This is a genomic window from Mesorhizobium sp. W050 (assembly GCF_054719535.1).
In genome coordinates, this window is record NZ_JBTTIH010000001.1 from 2,501 (window position 1) to 24,043 (window position 21,543).

General features: G+C 61.6%; 9 protein-coding genes, 1 tRNA gene and 2 rRNA genes. 6 read left to right on the plus strand and 6 right to left on the minus strand.

Annotated elements, in window-relative coordinates:
- Positions 1-401 precede the first annotated feature (401 nt).
- The 3 genes from ACYG9Y_RS00020 (at position 402) to ACYG9Y_RS00030 (ending at position 3,847) form a co-directional block, all read left to right on the plus strand.
- Positions 402-3,203 (plus strand): 23S ribosomal RNA (locus tag ACYG9Y_RS00020).
- A gap of 200 nt (positions 3,204-3,403) precedes the next feature.
- A 5S ribosomal RNA gene (gene rrf, locus ACYG9Y_RS00025) occupies positions 3,404-3,518 on the plus strand.
- 252 nt (positions 3,519-3,770) lie between these two features.
- A tRNA-Met gene (locus ACYG9Y_RS00030) sits at positions 3,771-3,847 on the plus strand.
- A gap of 322 nt (positions 3,848-4,169) precedes the next feature.
- On the opposite strand, the gene ACYG9Y_RS00035 is transcribed toward ACYG9Y_RS00030, so the two are convergent.
- Positions 4,170-4,964, minus strand: coding sequence for a SapC family protein (locus ACYG9Y_RS00035; RefSeq protein WP_023737477.1), 795 nt, complete (start codon positions 4,962-4,964; stop codon positions 4,170-4,172).
- A 209-nt stretch (positions 4,965-5,173) separates the two neighbouring features.
- Here ACYG9Y_RS00035 and ACYG9Y_RS00040 point away from each other — a divergent pair, with 209 nt between their 5' ends.
- Entirely contained in the window at positions 5,174-5,467 is a 294-nt protein-coding gene (locus ACYG9Y_RS00040; RefSeq protein ID WP_031253179.1) for a DUF6916 family protein, read from the plus strand.
- Positions 5,468-5,539: 72 nt separating this feature from the next.
- Positions 5,540-6,118, plus strand: a complete 579-nt coding sequence (locus ACYG9Y_RS00045) for a 2OG-Fe(II) oxygenase (protein WP_023672959.1) — start codon at positions 5,540-5,542, stop codon at positions 6,116-6,118.
- Between the two features lie 15 nt (positions 6,119-6,133).
- Here the strand turns inward: ACYG9Y_RS00045 and ACYG9Y_RS00050 are convergent, their stop codons facing one another.
- The 5 genes from ACYG9Y_RS00050 to ACYG9Y_RS00070 form a co-directional block, all read right to left on the minus strand.
- Positions 6,134-6,661 carry a GNAT family N-acetyltransferase gene (locus tag ACYG9Y_RS00050; protein ID WP_031203583.1) on the minus strand — a complete coding sequence of 176 codons (528 nt, stop codon included), beginning with the start codon at positions 6,659-6,661 and terminating at the stop codon, positions 6,134-6,136.
- 10 nt (positions 6,662-6,671) lie between these two features.
- The gene (locus ACYG9Y_RS00055; RefSeq protein WP_023672957.1) at positions 6,672-7,199 is read right to left on the minus strand and encodes a phage tail protein; all 528 of its coding nucleotides are present in this window, start codon (positions 7,197-7,199) and stop codon (positions 6,672-6,674) included.
- Between the two features lie 9 nt (positions 7,200-7,208).
- Complete coding sequence (locus ACYG9Y_RS00060; protein ID WP_023672956.1) at positions 7,209-7,730, minus strand: phage tail protein; 522 nt, start codon at positions 7,728-7,730, stop codon at positions 7,209-7,211.
- 12 nt (positions 7,731-7,742) lie between these two features.
- Entirely contained in the window at positions 7,743-8,249 is a 507-nt protein-coding gene (locus ACYG9Y_RS00065; protein ID WP_023672955.1) for a phage tail protein, read from the minus strand.
- Between the two features lie 118 nt (positions 8,250-8,367).
- Positions 8,368-20,703, minus strand: coding sequence for a beta strand repeat-containing protein (locus ACYG9Y_RS00070; protein ID WP_156929729.1), 12,336 nt, complete (start codon positions 20,701-20,703; stop codon positions 8,368-8,370).
- A 268-nt stretch (positions 20,704-20,971) separates the two neighbouring features.
- Between ACYG9Y_RS00070 and ACYG9Y_RS00075 the strand changes: the two genes are divergently transcribed.
- Positions 20,972-21,511 carry an invasion associated locus B family protein gene (locus tag ACYG9Y_RS00075; RefSeq protein ID WP_198018605.1) on the plus strand — a complete coding sequence of 180 codons (540 nt, stop codon included), beginning with the start codon at positions 20,972-20,974 and terminating at the stop codon, positions 21,509-21,511.
- Positions 21,512-21,543: the final 32 nt, after the last annotated feature.

Here is a 21,543-nt window from a genome sequence, read left to right on the forward strand (position 1 = left end):
TCGTGTCGCGCGATCCGCAGGATCGTCGCCTTGAAGTGTGTCGAGTGAGGGTGGTCAAAAAAGTCATTCGTATAAAGGTTTGTGGTGAGCTTCTTGGCTTGCCGCTTGTTCTGTTTTGACATTGTAAAGAGAAGATTTGTTCGAACTTCATGAGCCGAAAGGTTCGTGATTTGTCGCAGGAGACGCTCAATCTCCCGCATATGATGGGTTTGCCTAACCGCACCCTCGAACCGATCTCGAGAAGCTGGTCTTTTTGTGCCAATGACATCAAGCGCCAATCCCGCACAGGATTGCGCTTATGCGACGATCCCTTTGGGATCGCGCGGACGCTAATCCCGCAAGGGAGAGGCTGAAGCGACGATCTCTTCGAGATCGCGCGGGTGGGCATTGGCAATGAGAACGATCAAGTGTCTTAAGGGCAATTGGTGGATGCCTTGGCATGCACAGGCGATGAAGGACGTGATACGCTGCGATAAGCTACGGGGAGGTGCGAATACCCTTTGATCCGTAGATTTCCGAATGGGGAAACCCACCTAAGGTACTTGGAAAATCAGAGTAGCAGAGCGATCTGCTGCTGTGGTTTCCAAGTATCGATAATAGGTAACTTATCCTGAATACATAGGGATAAAGTGGCGAACGCGGGGAACTGAAACATCTAAGTACCCGTAGGAAAGGACATCAACCGAGACTCCGGAAGTAGTGGCGAGCGAACCCGGACCAGGCCAGTGGCGATTGAGAGACAAGCGGAACCTTCTGGAAAGTAGGGCCATAGTGGGTGACAGCCCCGTACGCGTAATGCAATCAATCGTCCTCGAGTAAGGCGGGACACGTGAAATCCTGTCTGAAATTGGGAGGACCACCTTCCAAGCCTAAGTACTCGTGCATGACCGATAGCGAACTAGTACCGTGAGGGAAAGGTGAAAAGCACCCCGACAAGGGGAGTGAAAGAGTACCTGAAACCGATTGCCTACAAACAGTGGGAGCCCGTAAGGGTCACCACGTACCTTTTGTATAATGGGTCAGCGACTTAGTGTGACGAGCAAGCTTAAACCGCTAGGTGTAGGCGCAGCGAAAGCGAGTCTGAACAGGGCGTTCAGTTCGTCGCATTAGACCCGAAACCGAGTGATCTAGCCATGAGCAGGTTGAAGGTAAGGTAACACTTACTGGAGGACCGAACCCATAACTGTTGCAATAGTTCGGGATGACTTGTGGCTAGGGGTGAAAGGCCAATCAAACTCGGAAATAGCTGGTTCTCCGCGAAATCTATTTAGGTAGAGCGTCGACCGAATACCCCAGGGGGTAGAGCACTGGATGGGCTAGGGGTCCTCACCGGATTACCAAACCTAACCAAACTCCGAATACCTGGGAGTACTAGTCGGCAGACACACGGCGGGTGCTAACGTCCGTCGTGAAAAGGGAAACAACCCTGACCTACAGCTAAGGTCCCCAAGTTATGGCTAAGTGGGAAAGGATGTGAGGATCCCAAAACAACCAGGATGTTGGCTTAGAAGCAGCCATCATTTAAAGAAAGCGTAACAGCTCACTGGTCTAAATAAGGGTCTTTGCGCCGAAAATGTAACGGGGCTAAAGCCATACACCGAAGCTTAGGGTTTGGTCCGCAAGGGCCAAGCGGTAGCGGAGCGTTCTGTAAGCTGACGAAGCCATACCCGTGAGGGGTGGTGGAGGTATCAGAAGTGCGAATGCTGACATGAGTAACGTAAGGGGAGTGAGAGACTCCCCCGCCGAAAGACCAAGGGTTCCTGCTTAAAGCTAATCTGAGCAGGGTTAGCCGGCCCCTAAGACGAGGCGGAAACGCGTAGTCGATGGGAACCACGTTAATATTCGTGGGCTTGGAGGTAGTGACGGATCGCGCAAGTTGTCCAATCTTATCGGATTGAACGGGCAGCGGAGCGGTTCCAGGAAATAGCTCCTCCTTATAAACCGTACCCGAAACCGACACTGGTGGTCAGGTAGAGTATACCAAGGCGCTTGAGAGAACTATGCTGAAGGAACTCGGCAAATTGCACGCGTAACTTCGGAAGAAGCGTGACCCTTTTCTACGCAAGTAGAGGAGGGTGGCACAGACCAGGGGGTAGCGACTGTTTATCAAAAACACAGGGCTCTGCGAAGTCGCAAGACGACGTATAGGGTCTGACGCCTGCCCGGTGCTGGAAGGTTAAGAGGAGGGGTGCAAGCTCTGAATCGAAGCCCCAGTAAACGGCGGCCGTAACTATAACGGTCCTAAGGTAGCGAAATTCCTTGTCGGGTAAGTTCCGACCTGCACGAATGGCGTAACGACTTCCCCGCTGTCTCCAGCATAGACTCAGTGAAATTGAATTCCCCGTGAAGATGCGGGGTTCCTGCGGTTAGACGGAAAGACCCCGTGCACCTTTACTATAGCTTTACATTGGCATTCGTAGTGGCATGTGTAGGATAGGTGGTAGGCTTTGAAACCTGGGCGCCAGCTCAGGTGGAGCCACCCTTGAAATACCACCCTTATTACTATGGATGTCTAACCGCGGCCCGTTATCCGGGTCCGGGACAATGTATGGTGGGTAGTTTGACTGGGGCGGTCGCCTCCTAAAGAGTAACGGAGGCGCGCGATGGTGGGCTCAGAACGGTCGGAAATCGTTCGCTGAGTGCAATGGCATAAGCCTGCCTGACTGCGAGACTGACAAGTCGAGCAGAGACGAAAGTCGGTCATAGTGATCCGGTGGTCCCGCGTGGAAGGGCCATCGCTCAACGGATAAAAGGTACGCCGGGGATAACAGGCTGATGACCCCCAAGAGTCCATATCGACGGGGTTGTTTGGCACCTCGATGTCGACTCATCGCATCCTGGGGCTGGAGCAGGTCCCAAGGGTATGGCTGTTCGCCATTTAAAGCGGTACGTGAGTTGGGTTCAGAACGTCGTGAGACAGTTCGGTCCCTATCTGCCGTGGGTGTAGGAATATTGAAAGGATCTGTCCCTAGTACGAGAGGACCGGGATGGACGGATCTCTGGTGGACCTGTTGTGGCGCCAGCCGCATAGCAGGGTAGCTATATCCGGACGGGATAACCGCTGAAGGCATCTAAGCGGGAAACCCACCTTAAAACGAGTATTCCCTGAGAACCGTGGAAGACGACCACGTTGATAGGCCGGGTGTGGAAGAGCGGCAACGCTTGAAGCTTACCGGTACTAATAGTTCGATCGGCTTGATCGTTCTCATTCCTTATGCTCATCGTGAACACGATGATCTGACCAGCGCTCACGCATGAGCGGCCCTTACGGGCCTATGCTCCGCGAGGGCGCCGGAAAACCGGCGACGCGCAGTCGCGCTTGCGGGCTTGCGCCCGAAAGCAAAACACAAACGTCGCCTTGGCACGAAAAAACAGCTTCTCGATATAACGTGCGTTTTGCCGACCTGGTGGTTATGGCGGAGCGGCTGCACCCGATCCCATTCCGAACTCGGCCGTGAAACGCTCCAGCGCTGATGGTACTTCGTCTCAAGACGCGGGAGAGTAGGTCGCTGCCAGGTCTGCAAAACGCACGTTGAACTCTCATCCGCAAACCGGATGAAACTGAAATCTTCTCTCTACGAAAAGGCCCGCCAAGGGATCACGGGCCGCGCAAGCGGCCCTTTCATTTGGTCAGCCATATACCTATCTGTAAGCCATCCTGTTCATAGGCTTACGTCCAGATAAGCAAGCAAACGCTTGCTTCAGATCCGGAGCAAGCAAGAGCTTGCCCTGGAGAGTCCGGAGCAAGCAAGAGCTTGCCCTGGAGGTGACGCGGGGTGGAGCAGCCCGGTAGCTCGTCAGGCTCATAACCTGAAGGTCACAGGTTCAAATCCTGTCCCCGCAACCAACATCAAAAACAGCCCGCTTCACGCGGGCTTTTTGCGTTCGGACCGTGATCGATGGCCGCGACCGGATATTCAACGATCGAGGAGGGCAGCAAGGCTGGCGTGCTCGACTTTATTGACAGGTCCGCGAACCGGGGGGTGATGCCGCCTCGGCGCATTTCGGCGAGAGCTACACGTCGAGCATTGGGAGTTCGCCAGCCCGTCATGGCAAGCGATCTGCACGACAACAGCATGATTCGAGCGGCGGAGAGATCGTCGTACGAAGGCGCGAACCGTTGATTTAAACAACCCGCGCCTTGCCGAAGCTTTTCGTCGCGGGCCGCGTCAGCCAGCTCGCCGCAATGACGCCTGGAAGACCAGCGAGGTCCAGCTGTTGCTCGAGGCGAGATGGCAATAGAGCAGCGCAAGCGCGCCGGATTTCCTGAGATCGAGAAACGCCTCGTCGCTCAATTTGTTGAAGGCCGGCTCGTCGATCACCTGAAAGTCGGTGAGGTTGAGGGTCTCGCCGCCCTCCAGCGTCACCTTGCTCTGCCGCGGCGCGAACAGGCCGTGCGCGTCGATCTTGTCGATCATGGCGCGAGTCGCATTGAAGTCGGTCTGGAACTGGCTGCAGAAGGCGAGCGCCTGCTTCGAGGCCTCGGCCGGCTCGTTGCCGTCGAAGAAGGGCGCGATCTCGTCGCTGTCCTTGGACGAAGGCATCTGCTCGACGACGCGTTCGCTGGCACGGTCGATGCACAACGTCAGGCGGCCGGTCGTTTTCGATTCATCGGCGAGGATGAAGGGGTAACGGCGGACATAGGCGGGAATGTAATGCGGCTCCGCCCATTTGCCGTCGGCGCCTACGAACAGGTTCTGGTCCTGGCGCAGACCGGTGATGATGACAGGCGCCTTGGCGTCGCCAATGAAAACGATCGGATAGGAGCGCATCGCCGCCGGCATTTCCGATGCGACGACGGGGATGGCGTGCGCGGTGCGGGCAAAGGAGAAATCGGCCCGCGCCGTAAGGCCGAGTGAGCCGTGCCGCAGCGGATTGAGCGCCTCGGGTTTTTTGTAGAACAGCGGCAGCGTGTTGGTCGCGGTGCTTCCGGCCGGGGCCGTGTCTGTTTTCGCGTCAGTCATCCCTAGTGTTCTCCTCTTATACCATTCCGGTTTAGGCCAGTGGCTGCCGGTGCGCAACGCGTTGACGGCTGCTTCACCCTACGTGGCCAAGATAAATCTATCTGTTTGTTTGATCGTGCTCTTTTGTACTTCTGGAGATCGAGCTCTATAGACAGCACGCCATGAAGCGGCGAGATTGGCTGACGGGATAGACATCTCAAGAGAGCCGTCTGAAAGACAGACGAACCAGGGCAGGCGCATGGCTTTCGGATTTCGAGCAGGGGCAGAGCTTTTCCGTCGAAGCCGGCGGTCAGACGCTCACGATGGAACTGAGCGCGGTGCAGCCCATTGCCAACAGCCCGCGCGACGGCGGTGGCTTCACGCTGCTGTTCAGGGGGCCGCGCGACGCGGCGCTGCCGCAGGCTATCTATCGGTTCAACGGCAAAAGCGGCGCCCATGAGATCTTCATCGTGCCGATCGCTGCCGATGAGGCAGGGCGGCTTTACGAGGCGGTATTCAACTGATTTTTTTCGACCGGATCGGCCACGGGGACGCTCCGGCCATCAGGGCGATTTGGCAGCGCGGCGGCTCGACATATGATCGACTATATCGAGATTGCGGACGTATTTGACGGAGCGGCGTGTAGCGCACTGTGCGCGGAAATTCGGGCGGCCTTGGGCCGTCCGGCCGGCCTGCTGGGGCGTGCCGACCAGAAGATGGCATGGCCGGAGATCCGAAAGACCGTGCGCGCCGATGTTTCGCAGGCCACTGAAGAGCGAGTGAGTGCCCTGTTGGCGCAGCAGAAGGCGGCTCTGGAGCGGCATTTCGGGCTGCTGCTCGGCCAGGTCGAGAAACCTCAGTTCCTTCACTATCGGCAAGGCGATTTCTTTGTGCCGCACCAGGATGGCAACACGCCGCTCATTCACGACGAGTCGCGGTTCCGAAAGATCTCGGTGGTGATCTTTCTCAACCGTCAATCGGACAACCCTTCGCCAGAAAGCTATGCAGGCGGCTCGCTGGTCCTGCATGGGCCTTACAGCGGCCCGGACCTGCGCATTGCCATGCCGGCATTGCCGGGCTCTCTCGTCGCCTTTCGCTCGGAAACGACGCATGAAGTCACCCCGGTCACGTGCAACGAACGTTTCACCATCGTCTCCTGGTATCGCGGCACGTGACGACCGGCACGGCCCTTACGGCGAACGGATCATCAGGTCGTAGACGCCCTTGTCCTCGGCAACGGTGAAGCCGAGGCGCTTGTAGAGCCGCCGCGCTGGATTGTTCTTCTCGACATGGATCGAGACCGACTTGCCGACGGCGGCGGCCTCATCGATGAGATCGGCGAGCAACGCACCGCCAGACCCCTTGCCGCGATGCGCCGGCAGGAAGGCGATATCTATGATGCAATGCTCGCTCGCCGAGCGCTCGATATACAGGCGACCGATATCTTGCCTTGCCTGCTCGATCACCAGCCAGTCGGCGTTGGGATAGTATTTCTGGTAATGCGCGTGCTGCGCTTGAAACTGCATGTCGAGGAACGCCGTTTTCTGCGCGTCGCTCCACGGCGTGACGGCAAGTTCTTCGGCGCGGGTCGAGGCGTAGAGCGCCGACAGGAACGGCAGATCGGTGTCCGCCATCGGGCGGAACGTCAGATCAATCCGCGCCGCGCGCACCCAGCAAAATATAACAGGCCCGTTGTCCACAATCGGAAGCTGGATCATGGAGTGGCGCTTACGGACGCGCCGGATAAACGCCTTGCATAGCAATGATGAACGTCATCGCCAGATAGGGAGGCAGGTTGTTGTGAGGCAACGTACTGCCCGTCATGCTCAGTGCCTGGGGGTCCATCTGGACCAGATTTTGCGAAGTGTTGTTCTGATACAGCGTTCCGCCCCCCGATTTCCCCAGAACAACCGCATCGGTAAGAGTTCCCTGGGCGCCACTCTCGGTGGATATCGCGACAAAATGATTATGTTGCGGCATTTCCGTTTGCAGAAGGGTGATGGACGTTTCGCCACCCGTCTCGCCGAGAAACCGCTCCGACAAGCCATTGCCCTGTCCTTGCCCCATGGGCGCGGAGCCAGCCATATTCGGCAACGCGAAGGTCGACTTGCCGTCGCCGCCGTAAACTGTGCCCAGCAGCGAAAACAGCGCCGTATTCTGCGAGATTGGCAGGAGCTGGCCATCGCAGGTCGCCCACCCCGTCGGGGCGAAATCTCCGGCAAAAATTCGAATTTCGGCGACGAACGGATTGGTCATGGCAAGTCTCTAGCTTTGCTGGGGGAAGATGCCAAATAGCGAGATGATGAAACTGACGGCGAGGAACGGCACCATATTGTCGTGAGGCTGGCTGCCGCCGGCCGGCGAAATGGCTCCGGCGGCCATGTTGCCATCAGGTGCGATACCCACATAGGGCGTCAGCAGGCTCGATGTCGCCAGGACACCGCCGGACGGACCCGGATTCTTGGCGATATTCGACGAACCGGTCCAGGTATGGGAATGGTTCGGCATTTGTTGGGTTGAAACAGTGACGGATTCGACCCCGCCCAGTTCTCCGATGATATAGGTCTGGCTGACCAGCGGGCCCTTGCCAGCATGGACGGGGATGCGGGATGCGAGGTTGGGCAGGGCGAATGTTTCCTCCCCGTCGCCGCCATAGGTCGTACCGATCAGATTGAACAAGGTTTCGTTCTCGGAGATCGGCATCAACTGGCCTTGGCAGAACGCCCAGCCATTCGGAGGGAAATTGCCACCGAACATCCTGATCTCGCCGACAAAAGGTTGGCTCATCGAAGCGTCCTCTTAATTTCGCGACGGGAATATGCCTTGCAGGGCAATGATGAAATTCAAGACGAGATAGGGCGATCTGTTCTCATGCGGCTGGCCGCCACCGACGAAAGTGATGTTTTCCTTCGCCATAGCCACCGCGCTGCCAGGCGGCTGATAGATCGGGCTGGCGTTCGCCCCCAACAGCGCGCCGGATGGATTGTTGACGTTGCCGGCAGTGTTCGATGCGTTGACGAAATGGTTGTGTGTCGGCATTTCGCCGAGCGTGAGCGTGTGAAACTCTTCGCCGCCCTGGCCGCCGACAATTGCACCAATAGGGCCGCCCGTATGAACCGGCGCACGTCCCCTCATATCCGGAAGGGCAAAATTTGTCTGGCCGTTGCCGCCGTACCTGGTGCCAAGAAGTGAGAACAATGGCTGGTTCTGGTTAAGCGGCAACAACTGGCCGTTACAAAATGCCCAGCCGCGCGGTGCATAGTTCCAGGAAATGATCTTGACTTCACCTAAATAAGGCTCACTCATCCCCGTTCCCTCCGTTGGCCGCTTACTGTCTGAATTCTTGTATTATGCCTAAGTAAGACAACAAGTCGATATCAAATTCATAAAATATATTTCCTAGGACGAAATCCAAGGTTGCTGACTACGGTGTCGCGGCAGGCAGCAGTGGCAGCGGCTGGTTGAAGAACGTCCGGGTGTCCGTCAGTGCCGTTGCCCCGCCATTGACGGTTTCGATACCGGCCTCGCTCGCCTGCGGTACGTTGATCGTGCCGTCGGCGCCGCCGAGGCCGTCCGCGAGGAAGCGGATGGCATTGGCGTTGTTGACGTTGGTGATGGTGTTGGCATGAACGTCGGCATTGATGATAGCGCCGGCAAATGTGGCGGTGACCGTGATGCCGCGGCTGTCGGCATTGTCGCGAATGGTGTTGTTGGTGACCGTCGCGTGCACGGTGCCCGGCTGCACGAGCTGCGTGATCGAGACGCTGTCGCCACCGCTTATGCCGTTGACGCCGATGCTCTGGATAATGTTGTTGTCGATCAGCACCTTGGCGACGCCGAGGCTTTCATGCCCAACCCTGATGCCGTTGCCGGTTCGCGATCCCGAGGTTGCTACGCCTTGCGTACCGATGACGTTGTTGGCGATTGTGCCGTCAAGCGTCCGTGCGAGGTCGCCGCTGCTGAACACGTTGATGGCCGTCGAGTCGCTGTTGGTGACGGTGTTGTTCCGGACGGTGAAATTCAGATTGCCGCCCGTGCCGGCGCCGGAATTGCTGCTCTGGGTAAGGTTGATGCCGTTGTTCAGATTGTTGAATAGATTTCCCGTGGTCTCGCCGATGTGAGCGTTGACGGTGCCGTCATTGGCAATGACGAACAGACCGGTTCCAGGGATGACTCCCGGTCCGGGATAGGCGTTGTTGCCGGTGAAGGTTGCGCCGTCGACGGTCAGCGTCATCGTCGGCGCGCCGGCGACACCGGCGCCGTCCGCCTCGAAGATGAAGTCGCTGCCGGCATTGTTTGAGGCGCCGTTGTTCGAGAACGTGCCGCCGCTCACCACCAGGTTCGCCAACGTGCCGCCGGAATTGATGACCTGCACGTTATGGGTGAATGAGTTGGAGACCGTGAGGTTGGTGAACGTGGCGACGTGCGAGGCGTTGCCGGTAAGTTCGTTGAACAGGATTCCGGACTCGGTGTTGGCATCGGCATTGCTGTTCAGGGTCAGACCGTTGAGCACCACACCGTTGACGCGCAGGCCCTTTATGCCGTTGCCCGCATTGTCGCTGATGATCATGTTGCTCAGGCTGACATCCTGAGTGTCGGTCAGGCTGACGCCATCGCCGGTCGAGTTCTGGATCGTGCCGCCGCTGCCCCCCGTCGCGCCGGTGCCGGTCACCACCAGATTGCCGCTGGTGCCGGTGTTGTTGAGCACGATGCCGTTGGCTGCACCATTGGACGCAATGCTCCTGAACGTCACGTCGCCGGCGCCGATCGTCGTGTTGGCGACATTAAGGGCCGTGCCCGTGCCGGACACGATGGTGTTGCCGGTGCCCTGCACCGTCATCGTGCCGCCGGTGGTGGCTGCCGGACCGGGGCCGGTGGCGCTGAAACCGGCGCCGCTGGTCGTGGCGATGACCAGCCCGCCATTGGTGAAGTTGATCGTCGCGCCGGCATTGTCGCTCAGGCTGACGCCAGCCGCCGTGGTCGAGGTGATCGATTTCGACGCGCCGGAGAAGGTGATGATGCCGGCGACATTGTCGTCCAGCAGGATGCCGATCTGGCCCGCCGCATTATGCGTGATGTTGCCCGACAGGGTGATGTTGCCGGCGGTCAGGGCGCGATCCTGGATGTTGACCGCCTGGCCGGTGCTGCCGCTGGTGATCGCGCCGGCATAGGTGAACGCCGCCGTGCCGCCGCTGTTGGCGGTGCCTAGGCCATCGCCGATACGGATCACGGCGCTTGTTCCGCCCACCAGCGCGCCGGTGCCGAGGTCGATCGCTCCCGAACCGGTGACGGAATCGAGGATGACGGCGCTGGTGCCGCCGGCGCCTTTGTTTGTGGAAGCGAAGGTCACGCCGCCCGCCGCGATAGCAACGCTGTCAAGGTTGACCGCGACGCCGCTGCCGGTCGAAATCGTGTTGCCCGAGCCGATAACGGTCACGGTGCCAGTACCGTTGCTCGTGGCGTTGAAGCCGGTGCCGGAGGTGGTGGTGATGGCTAGGCCGCCGCCGGTGAAGTTGACCGCGGTGTTGGTGTTCGCCGTCAGGTCGACGGCATTGTTGGCTCCGGTGGTCAGTATCTTGCTGGCGCCGGAGAAGTTGATCGTGCCGCCGGTGTTGGCGTTGACGAGGATCCCGTTGGCCACGCCGCCGGTGGCGCTGAGAGTGCCCGACAATGTCGTGGTGCCGGCGGTGCGGGTGGAGATGCTGACGACGTTTCCGGCCGTGGTCTTGGTGACCGAGCCGGCATAGCTGACATTGGCCGAGCCGCCGGTGACCAGGAAGGCCGCGCCGGTCGCGCCGCCGAGCGCACCGGAGCCGAGGCTGACAGTGCCGGCGCCGGTGACATTGGTCAGCGACACGTTGTTGGTGCCGCCGGTCGAATTGGTCGAGGTGAAATTGATGCCGGTGGTGGCGATGCCGTTGAGGTTGACCGCCTGCGCGGAAGTGGAGCTCACCGTGCCGGTCGTCACATTGACCGTGCCGCCATTGATGGCGCTGAATCCGGTGGTGCCGTTTGTGACGATGTCGAGGTTTGCGAAGCTGACGGTCGAGGCCGTGGCGCCGTTGTTGATTGCGACTGCGGTGCCGGTCATCGGCGTCGTGGTGCCGAGATCGACCGCACCGGTGAAGCTCACCGTATTGGCCGCCGTCGCGCCGGAAATGCTGATGCCGCTCGCAGCGCCGTTGGCGATCACCGAGCCGGCGAAGGTGAAGCTGCCGCCAGCGCGGGTCGAGATCGTGGCCGCCGCGCCCGACGTGCTGATGATGGAGCTGGCGCCGTCGAAGCTGATCACCGCGTTGCCGCCGGTCACCGAAAGGCCGCTGCCGCCCGATATATCGACATTGGTACCGGCAATCGTGCCGCCAGCGCCCGACGCGCCGCCGAAGGCGATGCCGGTGCCGGTCGCTGCGGTGGTGATGTTGACGTTGGTCAGCGTCGTCGTGCCGGCGGTGTTGTCGAGTTTGAAAGCAATGCCGGTGGCGCCGGTGCTGGTGACGTTGGTGATGGTGCTGTTGGACGCGTTCAGCCACACATCGCTGGCGTTGCCGGAGAAAGCAACGTTGTTGATCTTCGTGCTGTTCGGCGGCGTGATCTCGATACCCTGCGTGGCAAAATTGCGGATAGTCATGTTGCTGATGACGGTATTCGCAGCACCCGCGCCATTGTCCTTGACGCCACGCGCGGCACCCGCCGGGCTGCCATCGAGGATGAAGCCGTCGATGATGTTGCCGCTGGCGCCGAGCGTAATGACATTGTTGCCGGCGCTCGTCGTCAGCGTCGCGGCGCCATTGGGCGTCTGGTCGATGATCGAGATGCTGTTGCTGGCCAGCTGGATGGTGGAGGGCACCGTCAGCGCCAGGTTGATGTTGCCGTTGCCGAAGCCGCGCACCTGCTCGCCGATGGCGAGCGCCAGCGTATCGTTGCCATTGCTGCCTGCCGCGGTGATGACGCCGCCATCGTTGACGAGGACGAGAATGTCCGTCGACACTGCTGCCGCTTCGGCGGTGGTCAGCGTCGCCAGATTGTTCTGGTCGCGGCCGCTGCCGTCGCCGGTCGCGGAAGCGCCGACGAAATAGACCTTGCCGACACCGAAGCCCAAGCCCGGGGTCGACTGGAAGTTCACGTCCTGGAAGTTGTAGGTGCCGGCAACCGGCGCACTGGAGGCGTCGATGCCTACATTGGCGCCGATGGTCGAGAGCTGGTCGGTCGCCGATTCGCCGTCGCCATAGGTGAAAGCGAGGTTGGTGGCGCTGTTGAGGAACACGCCGGTGTTAACCCCGGCTATGCTCGAACTGGCGCCGCCGACCACGGCATCACCGAGGCGCACCGTCTGGCCGCCGATGGCGCCGCGCAGGTCGACGGCGATCGAGGTGCCGGCGGCGGCGGCATTGGTGACATCGAAGTCATTGGCCGTCACCGCCGCATTGATGGTGGCACCGTTGAGGTCGAAGGCCACGCCCGTGGTGCTGTTCAGGCCGATGTCGAGATCGTTGAAGGACAGCGCCGCGCCAAGCGTGCCGGAAACATCGACACCACGCGTGGTCATGCCTTGCAGGTTGACCGTGCCGAGAATGATGGCCCCGCCGCCCGACGAGGCGATATTGGTCAGCGAGATGCCGGTTGCGGCGGCAGTGGCCGAAACACTGTCGAAATTCATGCCCGCAGCGCCAATCGTAACGCCATTGAGGTTCAACGCGGTGCCGCCGGCCGTCGTGGTGATGCTGTTGTCGCTGAGGAGCGCGCCGACGCTGACCGTGCCACCGCCGCTGGCGTTGAAGCCCGTGCCGGAGGTGGTGGTAATCACCAGGCCACCCGTATCGAAGTTGATCGTCGCGCTGGTGTTGGTCGTCAAGTCGACCGCCGTATTGGCGCCAGTGGTCAGCGTCTTCGTGCCACCGCTGAGAGTGATGGTCCCGCCGGAGTTGCCGTGGACATAAATACCATTGTCGAAACCGCCGGTGGCGCTGAGCGCGCCGGACAGTGTGACCGTGCCGCCGGTGACGCCGGAGATGTCGACGATCTTGCCGGCGGTGGTCTTGGTGACCGTGCCGCCATAGCTGACGGTCGCAGCACTGCCATTGAGCAGGAATGCGACGCCCGAAGCGCCGCTCAATGCGCCGGATCCGAGGCTGACTGTTCCGGTGACATTGGCCAGGCCAACATTGTTGGTGCCGCCGCCCGACGAGGTCGAGTCGAGCGCAATGCTGGCGGCGACGCCGGAGAGGCTGATCGCCTGGCCGAGGGTCGAGTTTACCGTCTCGGCACCGCCGGTGGCGGTGATGCCCATCGTGCCGCCGGTGCCCACGATGGCCGTGCCGGAGGTGGTGTCGATGGTCACACCGCCGGTGAAGCTTGTCGTGCCGCCGCTCTGCGACAGGCCGACGCCGCTCGTCGTATCGATGTTGGCGAGGCCGGTGACGTTGACCGTGCCTGATACCACATGGATGCCGCCGCCGGCCGTGGCGGTGTTGTTGACCGTCACCGCGCCGAAGGTGAACGTGCCGGTGTTGGCGCCGGTGCCGTCTATGCCGAAGCTGCTGGTGCCGGTGATGCTGGTCGCGCCGGAGACATTCACCGCCCCGGTGACGCCGTTGAGGATGATGCCGCTTGTGCCGCCGCTCGAGGTGATGCTGTCGAAATTGACGCCGCCGGCGCCGAGTGTGCCTTGCAGCGATAGCGCTGTCTGGCCCGTAGCGTTGATCGTCGTCGAGCCGGCATTCGCGACGGTCAGGACATTCAGCCCCGAGAGGCTGAGGCCAGTGGCGAGGGACGTCGTGATGTCGAGGCCGCCATTGAAATTGACGGCGCCGCCGGCGGTGCCGCCCGAAATCGAGACGCCATTGCCGCCGGTGATCGTCACCTGGTCGGTGAAGGTCACCGCGCCGCTGGTGCGGTTGGCGATATTGATGCCGCCACCGGTCAGCGTTCCCGGAGTGGCGCTGTTGGGCAGGATGCCGCGTGACACCGAAATGGTGCCGCTGCCGCCGTTGACGTCGAGCAGCGTGCCGGCAACGTTGATGTTGTTGTTGATGATAGACAGATTGCCGTTGAGGCCGGCGACCTGGATGGCCGTCTGACCAGCGGCGACGTTGCTGATCGTCACGCCTTCGATGGTGATGCCGCTGGCATTGCTGAAGCCGACCGCGCTCTGGTCGATCAGGAATGCGGCACCGGTCGCGCTGCTGAAGTCGAAAGCGGTGTGGCGCACGGCGTTGTCGCCGAGCAATTGCATCAGGTTGGCCGTCCCGCTGACGACGGCCTCGTCGCCGGTGATGTTGCCGCCGGTGGCGCCAAGAGCACCTTGGACGTTGGCCGGCTGGATCGTGCCGGTCGAAACCACATTGCTGTTGCCGAAGCCGGTGATCGTCTGGCCGGAATCGAGCGTGAAGGCGGTGGCACCGAGATTGATCGTGCCGACAAAGGCGAAGTTCTGCGTGCCGGTCAGCGCATCGGCGGCGGCGAGCGAAATGGTGTTGACGCCCATGCTGAGATTGCCGGTCGTGCCGGCGGCGATGAAGCCGCCCGACTGCGAGACCAGCGTGACCGAACCGGGCGCGGTGGCGAGGTTGGCGCTGCCGGTGAAGAACACGTCGTCGAAATCGTAGTTGCCGAGCGTCGGATCGAGACCGACCGTGTTGACGGTGAAGCCGCCGGCGGCGGCGATGATGAAGGATTCCAGCCCGTCGGTCGAATCGCCGTCGCCGAAGGTGAAGTTGGCATTGGCGGAGGTCGCCGTGGTCTGGCCGGACGACAATTCGACGCCGATGCCGACATTGTCGATCTTCGAGCCCTGCAGGAAGGTGATGACCTTGTTGCCGGTGGTCGACGACAGGTCGATGCCGCGCGAGGTCAGGTCGCCCAGGCCGGTGATCGTCGTCAGGCCGAAATCGGCCGTCGTCGAGGAGCCGCTGAAGTCGATGCCGGTCTGGTTGGCGCCGACATCGTCGATGGTGGTCGTGCCGAAGCTGACATCGTTGTTGGTGCCGGCGAAGTTGATGCCGGCAGTGCCGCTCGTGGTGCCCAGCTTGACCTGGGTCGTGCCGAAGGTCACCGTGCCGGCATTGCCGACAATGTTGATGCCGATGCCGCCGGCGCCCGTCACGGTCACCGCCCCGAAGGTTGCCGATGCGGTGCTCGCGACACCGGAGATGGACAGGCCGGTGCCCAAGGCATTGGTGATCGATAGCGGGATGGTAACATTCAACGTTGCGGTGCCGATCAGGCCACCGACCACCGCGCCGCCGCCACCGCTCGCCGACAGGGTCGGGCCGGTGAAGCTGAACGCACCGCCTGCCGGGGGCAATGTCGAGCCGATGGCGAACAGATTTCCGGTGCCGGTTGACGTGACGCTGCCGCTGAACTGGGCCGAGCCGCCGATGGTGCCGTCGATCTTGACCGCCGTTCCTGGTGCTGTTGCCGAGCTGGAGATGTTGGCCGAGACCGTGATCGCGGCGCTGCCGCCAAAAACCACGACGCCGTTGCCGGTGCCGGAATTGGTGATGGTGCCGCCGATGTTGATCGTGCCGGTGTTGTTGGTCAGGCTGACGTCGTCGCCCGAAACCAGCGTCGTCACCAGATTGTTGACATTGACCGTCGCGGCGCTGCCTTGCACCACGAAGCCGGGGCCACCGCCAACAACCGTGTCGATCGTCGTCGTGCCATTGAAGGTAACGGCGTTGGCCACGTTGGTGAGGCGGATGGCGTCGCCATTGACGCGATTGATGTCGACCGCGCCGAAGGTGACGCTGCCGCCGCTGGTGTTTTCGATGAGGATGCCGGTCTGCACGGCGCCGCCTGAGCCGTCGACGGTGATGCTGTCGAAAATGACGCCGCCTGCGCCGATGGTCAAACCGCCGGCGCCACCGAGATGGATGCCGTTTTCGACAGGGCCGAGCCCAGATGCGGTCGTGTTGGTGCCGGTGACGGTGAGCGTGCCGCCATTGATGGCGCTGAAGGCAAGGCCGCCATCGGTGGTGAGGTCGAGCCCGCCGGTGAAATTGATCGTGCCGCCGGCATTGCCGGTCAGGTCGATGGCGTTGGCCGCGCCGGTGCTGGCGGTGATTTGGCCGGCGAAGGTGGCCGACCCGCCGGTCATGCCGCTGATCATGACCGCGCTCGCGGCACTCGTCTGATTGATGGTGCCGTTGTAGGTGAGGTTAGGCGTTGCTCCAAGAATGCTGAGCGCCGTGCCCGTCGTGCCGGCGATCGAACTCGCATTGTCGAAGGTCAGCGTGCCCGTGGAACCGCCCGTGACGCTGACGCCGATACCGGCGCCGGTGATGTCCAAATTGTTGAAGGTGCCGGTGCCGCCGAAGTTGCTGGCCAGCAGGCCAGTGCCGCTGACGCCGCCCATCGTCGTGTTGGTGATGTTGATCGCACCCGTTGCGCCGGTCAGGTCGATGCCGGTTACGGCGCTGCTGATCGTCACCCCGGTGATGGTGGCCGCGTTTACATTCGATCCGTTGATCGCCGAGCCCGAACCCGCATTGCTGACGCTGAGGTCGGCGACGCGGTTGCCGTTGGCGAGATCGATGGTGCTGCCGGCCGAGTTGTTGAGAGTGGCGGCGCCATTGCCGAACGGATCGACCTGGGTGCCCGACGTAACCACCTCGGCGCCGGTGACGTTGGCGGGCGGCCCGCCGAGAGCGACGGTGTTGCCGTTGGCGAAGGAGACGATCTGCTGGCCGTCGGCAAGCGTGAAGCCGTCGGCATCGGTGTTGATGGTTCCAGCGCCGCTGTTGACAAGGACGAAGATGGTGTTGGCGTCGGTCGTCAGACCGTCGGCGGCGTCGGCGTTGATAAGGTCGCCAACGCTCGCTCCGGAGCCGGTTCCGGTGTTTGCTGCGCCGACGAAGATGACGTTGGCGGTGTCGAACAGCTGCGGGCCGACCAAATGGGTGGCGTTGAAAGCATAGGTGCCGTTGCCGGCTAGCAGGCCGCGCATGTCGAGCGAGGCGGTCGTCCCGGTGATCGAACTGGTGCCGACACCGGCGCCGAACGAGAAGGTCGTGTTTGCGCTGGTGCCTGCCGCGCCGTTGGTGCCCATCTGGACGCCGGTGCCGGCGGAGATCACACCGGTGCCGATCGTCACCGAGCCGCCGGTGGCGCCGGAAAGGTCGATGCCCGTGGAAGTGCCAGCTCCGGCAATGTCGAGCGACGTGGCGGTGAAGGTCGACTGGCTGCCCGACAGGTCGAGCCCGGTCTTGCCTGTGGGCAGGCCGGTGATGTCGATGTTGGCGAAGCTGATCGTGCCGTTGGCGCCCTGGACGTCGATGCCGCTCTGGGTCGGCTGGCCGATGCTGGCGTCGCCGAACGTTACCGCGCCGGAATTGCCATTGAGGAGGATCCCGTTCACGCCGGCCTGGTTGATCGTCACCGTGCCGAACGTGGTGGCGCCGGAACTGTTGTTGATCGAGATGCCGTCGCGCGATGGCTGGGTGATGGTGGCCGCGCCGCCGAAATCAACCGTGGCGGCGCTGTTTGTGATGAAAATGCCGTCGAAAAGGGTGTTGGAGGTCGTCGTGGTGCCGGTAACGGAGAAATTGCCGCCGACGTTGCCCAGGCCGATTCCACTCTGTCCGCCGGACTGGCTCACCGTGTCCAGCGTGACATTGAGCGCCATCGGGTTGATTAGCCCGAAAGTGACGACATAGACGGCCTGGAGGCCGTTGCCCGAAACCGTGCCGCCGGTCGTCGTCAGGCTTCCGCCGCCCGTCGAGTTGACGAAGATGCCTAAGCCGCCATTGTCCTTTGCATCGAGCGTCTCGAATCCATAGTTTCCGCCGCTGACGATGAACAGGCCGTGGCCGGTATTGTTCGAGAGTGTCGTCGTGCCGGTGAAACTGTAAGTTCCGCCACCATTGTCGATGAGCAGGCCGCTGCCGGTATTGCCGCTTGAGTTCAAATTGTCGGCGGAAACATTGTTGATGGCGCCATCGAACAGCACGCCGTTCAGGCTGGCGCCTGAAACATTCAGCCCCGACATCGTGACATTGCTGACTCCGCTGCCATGCACGCCATTGCCGTTCGCCACACCGGCGATGTTGAAGTCGAGCAGCGACGTGTTGTTGGCCAGCGTCACGGCGTCGCCGGTGCCGGTATTGGTCAGCGTGGCTGCGCCGCCTGGATCCGAGACGACCTGGTCATGCTTGACGTTGTCACCGGTGACGTTGACGGGAATGCCGCCGAGCGAGAAAGTACGCCCATTGCCGAACGAAGCCATTGTCTGTCCGGCACTCAGCGAGAAGCCGCCAGAGGCGTCGATGGGCGTCCCGTCATTGACCAGCACGAAGATCGCGGTGCCGTTGGTGATAAGGTCAGCCTGGTTAATCGCAAGCAGACTAGACGTGGAAGAGCCGTCACCCAATGATCCGACGCCGCCGACGAAAATCACATTCTGCTGGTCGAACAGCTGCGGACCGCTGAAGGTCGTCGAGCCGAAAGCATAGAGCCCGAGCGTCTGGTTGAGCCCCCGCGCGTCGAGCGAGGCGGTGATGCCGGCAATCGAGCCGCCGCCGAAACTGAATTGGGCATTGGCCGAATTGGCCAGCGAGCCGGAAATGCCGAAGCGCACGCCGGTATCGACATTGGCGATCGCGCCGCCATCGGTGATGACGATCGTCGCCCCGCCCGCGCTCGGCGAAGACAGATCGATGCCGATCGAGCCGGCGGCGCCTGTGCCAGTGATGTTGAGCGACTGCGCCCTGAAATTGGTCTGGCTGCCGGAGAAATCGAGGCCGACGCCGGAGCCGAGGCCAGCAATGACGATGTTGCCGGCAATTATCGATGTGTTGGCGCCCGCAAACACCATGCCGTCGGTGCCGGGATTGGTGATGTTGATGTCGCCGAAGCGGATCGCGGCCGGCGAATCCGTGATCGCGATGGCCGGCCCGGTCGTGTTCGAGATCGTCGTCGCGCCGTTGACGGTGAGGCTGCCCGAAAGATTCTCGAGCACGACGCCCGATGTGCCGCCGGTCTGGGTGATCGAATCCAGCACGATATGGGCGGTGATCGGATCGATGAAGACACCGACGCCGTCGTCGCCGAGCGCCTTGTTGCCCGACACCTGGCCGCCGGTGATGGTGATCGAGCCGGCGACCCCGGTGCCCTTCACGGTAATGCCGGCATCGTTGTTGTCGAGCGCGTTGAGGGTGGCGAAAGTGTAGGTGCCGTGGCCGGTTATATCCAGGCCGTCGTCGCCATTGCCCTGCAGCAGAGTCGTGCCGGTGAAGTTATAGGTGCCGTCGCCTTCGATGTGCAGTCCGTCGAGGCCGTTGCCGGTCGCGGTGAAGTTCGAGCCATTGACGCCGGTCGATGTACCGGTGAAGTCGGCGCCGTGGCCGCCGGTGCCGGTGACCGTGACGTTGGTCAACGTGGCGCCGGTAATGTTGTTGCCGAAGATGCCGTCCTTGCCGCCTGTGATGATGATGCCGCTCAGCGTGTTGCCGTTGGCGAGCGTCAGGACGTTGGCGGGGTTGGTGCCCTGGAGGGTGCCGTTGGAGCCGCCGAAATTGTAGGTGCCGATGCTGCCGTCGACGAGCCGCGCCTGGACGCCCCCGCCACCGCCGATGACGGTCTGGCCGTTGACGAGCGTCACACCGGCTGTCGTAATGTTGCCCTTGCCGCCGAGCGCGACGATGACGCCGTTCGCGCCGGCGCCGGCGACTGCATTGTCGAGCGTGGTCGGGTCGCCGATCGTGCCGAAGCCGAGCGCGTCGTTGTCACCATCGGCGAAGAAGAACTGGCCGAATGCCGTGTTGGTGGCGGCATTGATCGCCACCCGCGTCGACGTGCCGGTAACTTTGTCCTGGCTCTCGATGCGAACGCCGATGTCGCCGCGCACGCGCTCGTTGACGCGTTTGCGCAGGCCGGGGCTGACCGGATAGACCGGCTCGGCGCCGTCATCGGCCGAAGACGAGCCCTTGTCGAAAGCGTTGAGTGGCACCGTCAGCCGGATGCTGCCGGCGAACTGGGTGTCATCGCGGTTGTCGTTGCGCACCTCGCCGGTGAAGGTCAGCGACGTGCCTTTGCCGACGACGTCGCCGATCGAATATTCCAGGCCGGCCTTGCCGCCGGTGATGCTGCCGTCGTCGCCGTCGGGATCGCCGAAATGATAGGCGCCGACATCGAAACGCAGTGAATGGTTCTCGGGCAGGTTGAGCGGCACCTGAACGCCGACCTCGCCCTCGATGCCCCAGGCCGCGTAATCGCGGTGGGCAATGGCCGATATCTGCTCGATCAGCTGATGACCGACCAGCGACAGGCTCGACTCTTGCCCGGCCGTGCTGCGGTCGCCACTGATCGGCAGGTAGACGTTTACGTGCGCGTCGTATTTTGAGGTGATGGCCTCGAGGCCGAGCGTCGAGGCGACGAACTGGTGGCTGTCGTGATTCTGGATGTTGAGATAGGCGTAGCCGCCGATCATCAGGTCCGGATTGACGATGCGGCGAACGCCGAGGCCGACATCCTGGCCGAAACCGTCGTCGAAATCGTATTTCGAGCGCACATCGAGAAAGAGAACGGATTCGAGGTTCTGCTTCAGCGGCAGGAAACCCTCGATCGCCGTGTTGCCGCCATTGTTGTTGGCGCCGATGATGGCGCGGACCTGCGGCTGCCACAGTCCGGTGTCGCCGGCATGGGCGGCTATGCCGGAAAGGGCAAGTGCCAGAGTGGACAGCGCAGTCGTCTTCCAGAGATGTCTGGAAAAACCTGACCGGCGATACTTGGTATTCGCCCGGAATCTTCTTCCGTGCGTCGCCATGTCATTGATCTGCCGAGTTTTCTCGGTCGTCTCCATCTCTTGCGAACCCCGACGAGTACACGCTCCGTCGATAATACTATGCGGATTCCAGTGTATAGCGAGCATCGATTGTTTGCTTTACACATACAAGATTTCAAAGTTGTTTATTGTGGTAATCCAGCAACAGTAATTTAGCCGGCGCTCATGTACCGTATTGGCTTCCCCGCCAGGCTCGGCTGTTGTATCAACGCGCTCGGCGAAACCCTGACACGAGGATCGGGTGGCTTCATTGCTGAGAACCGTTTGTGGGCGGGCCGCCTGGGTCGGCGCACTATGGCTGGTCGTGTCGGCAGGGTCGGTGCTTGCCGAAGAGCCGAAGTCAACCAAATCTGCCGAGACGAAGCCTGCAGAAGGCAATCCGTGGGCGCTAAACTGCGCCAGCGGATCGGCCGGCACCGAGCTTCAATGCCAGGTCTCCCAAAACCTTACCGAGGCCAAGACGGGGCAGCGCGTTCTTACCGTTACGGTTCGCCGCGACAACGGCAATGGCAACCTCGCCATGCTGCTGGCCTTGCCGCACGGGCTGTTCCTGCCTTCCGGCGCCTCGTACCAGATCGACCAGGGGCAGAAGACGACCATTGCCATCCAGACCAGCGACCAGAACGGCGCCTATGCCGCGACCCCTTTGTCGGCGGACCTCGTCAAGGCGCTGAAATCGGGAACCAACCTGAACATCGGCATGGAGTCGGTGACGCGCAAGCCGGTGACCATTCCGGTCTCGCTTGCCGGATTCACTGCCGCAATCGACAGGCTTCAAGCGTTGAAATAGCCGGCCTATCTCGGCAGATGCGTAAGCATCAG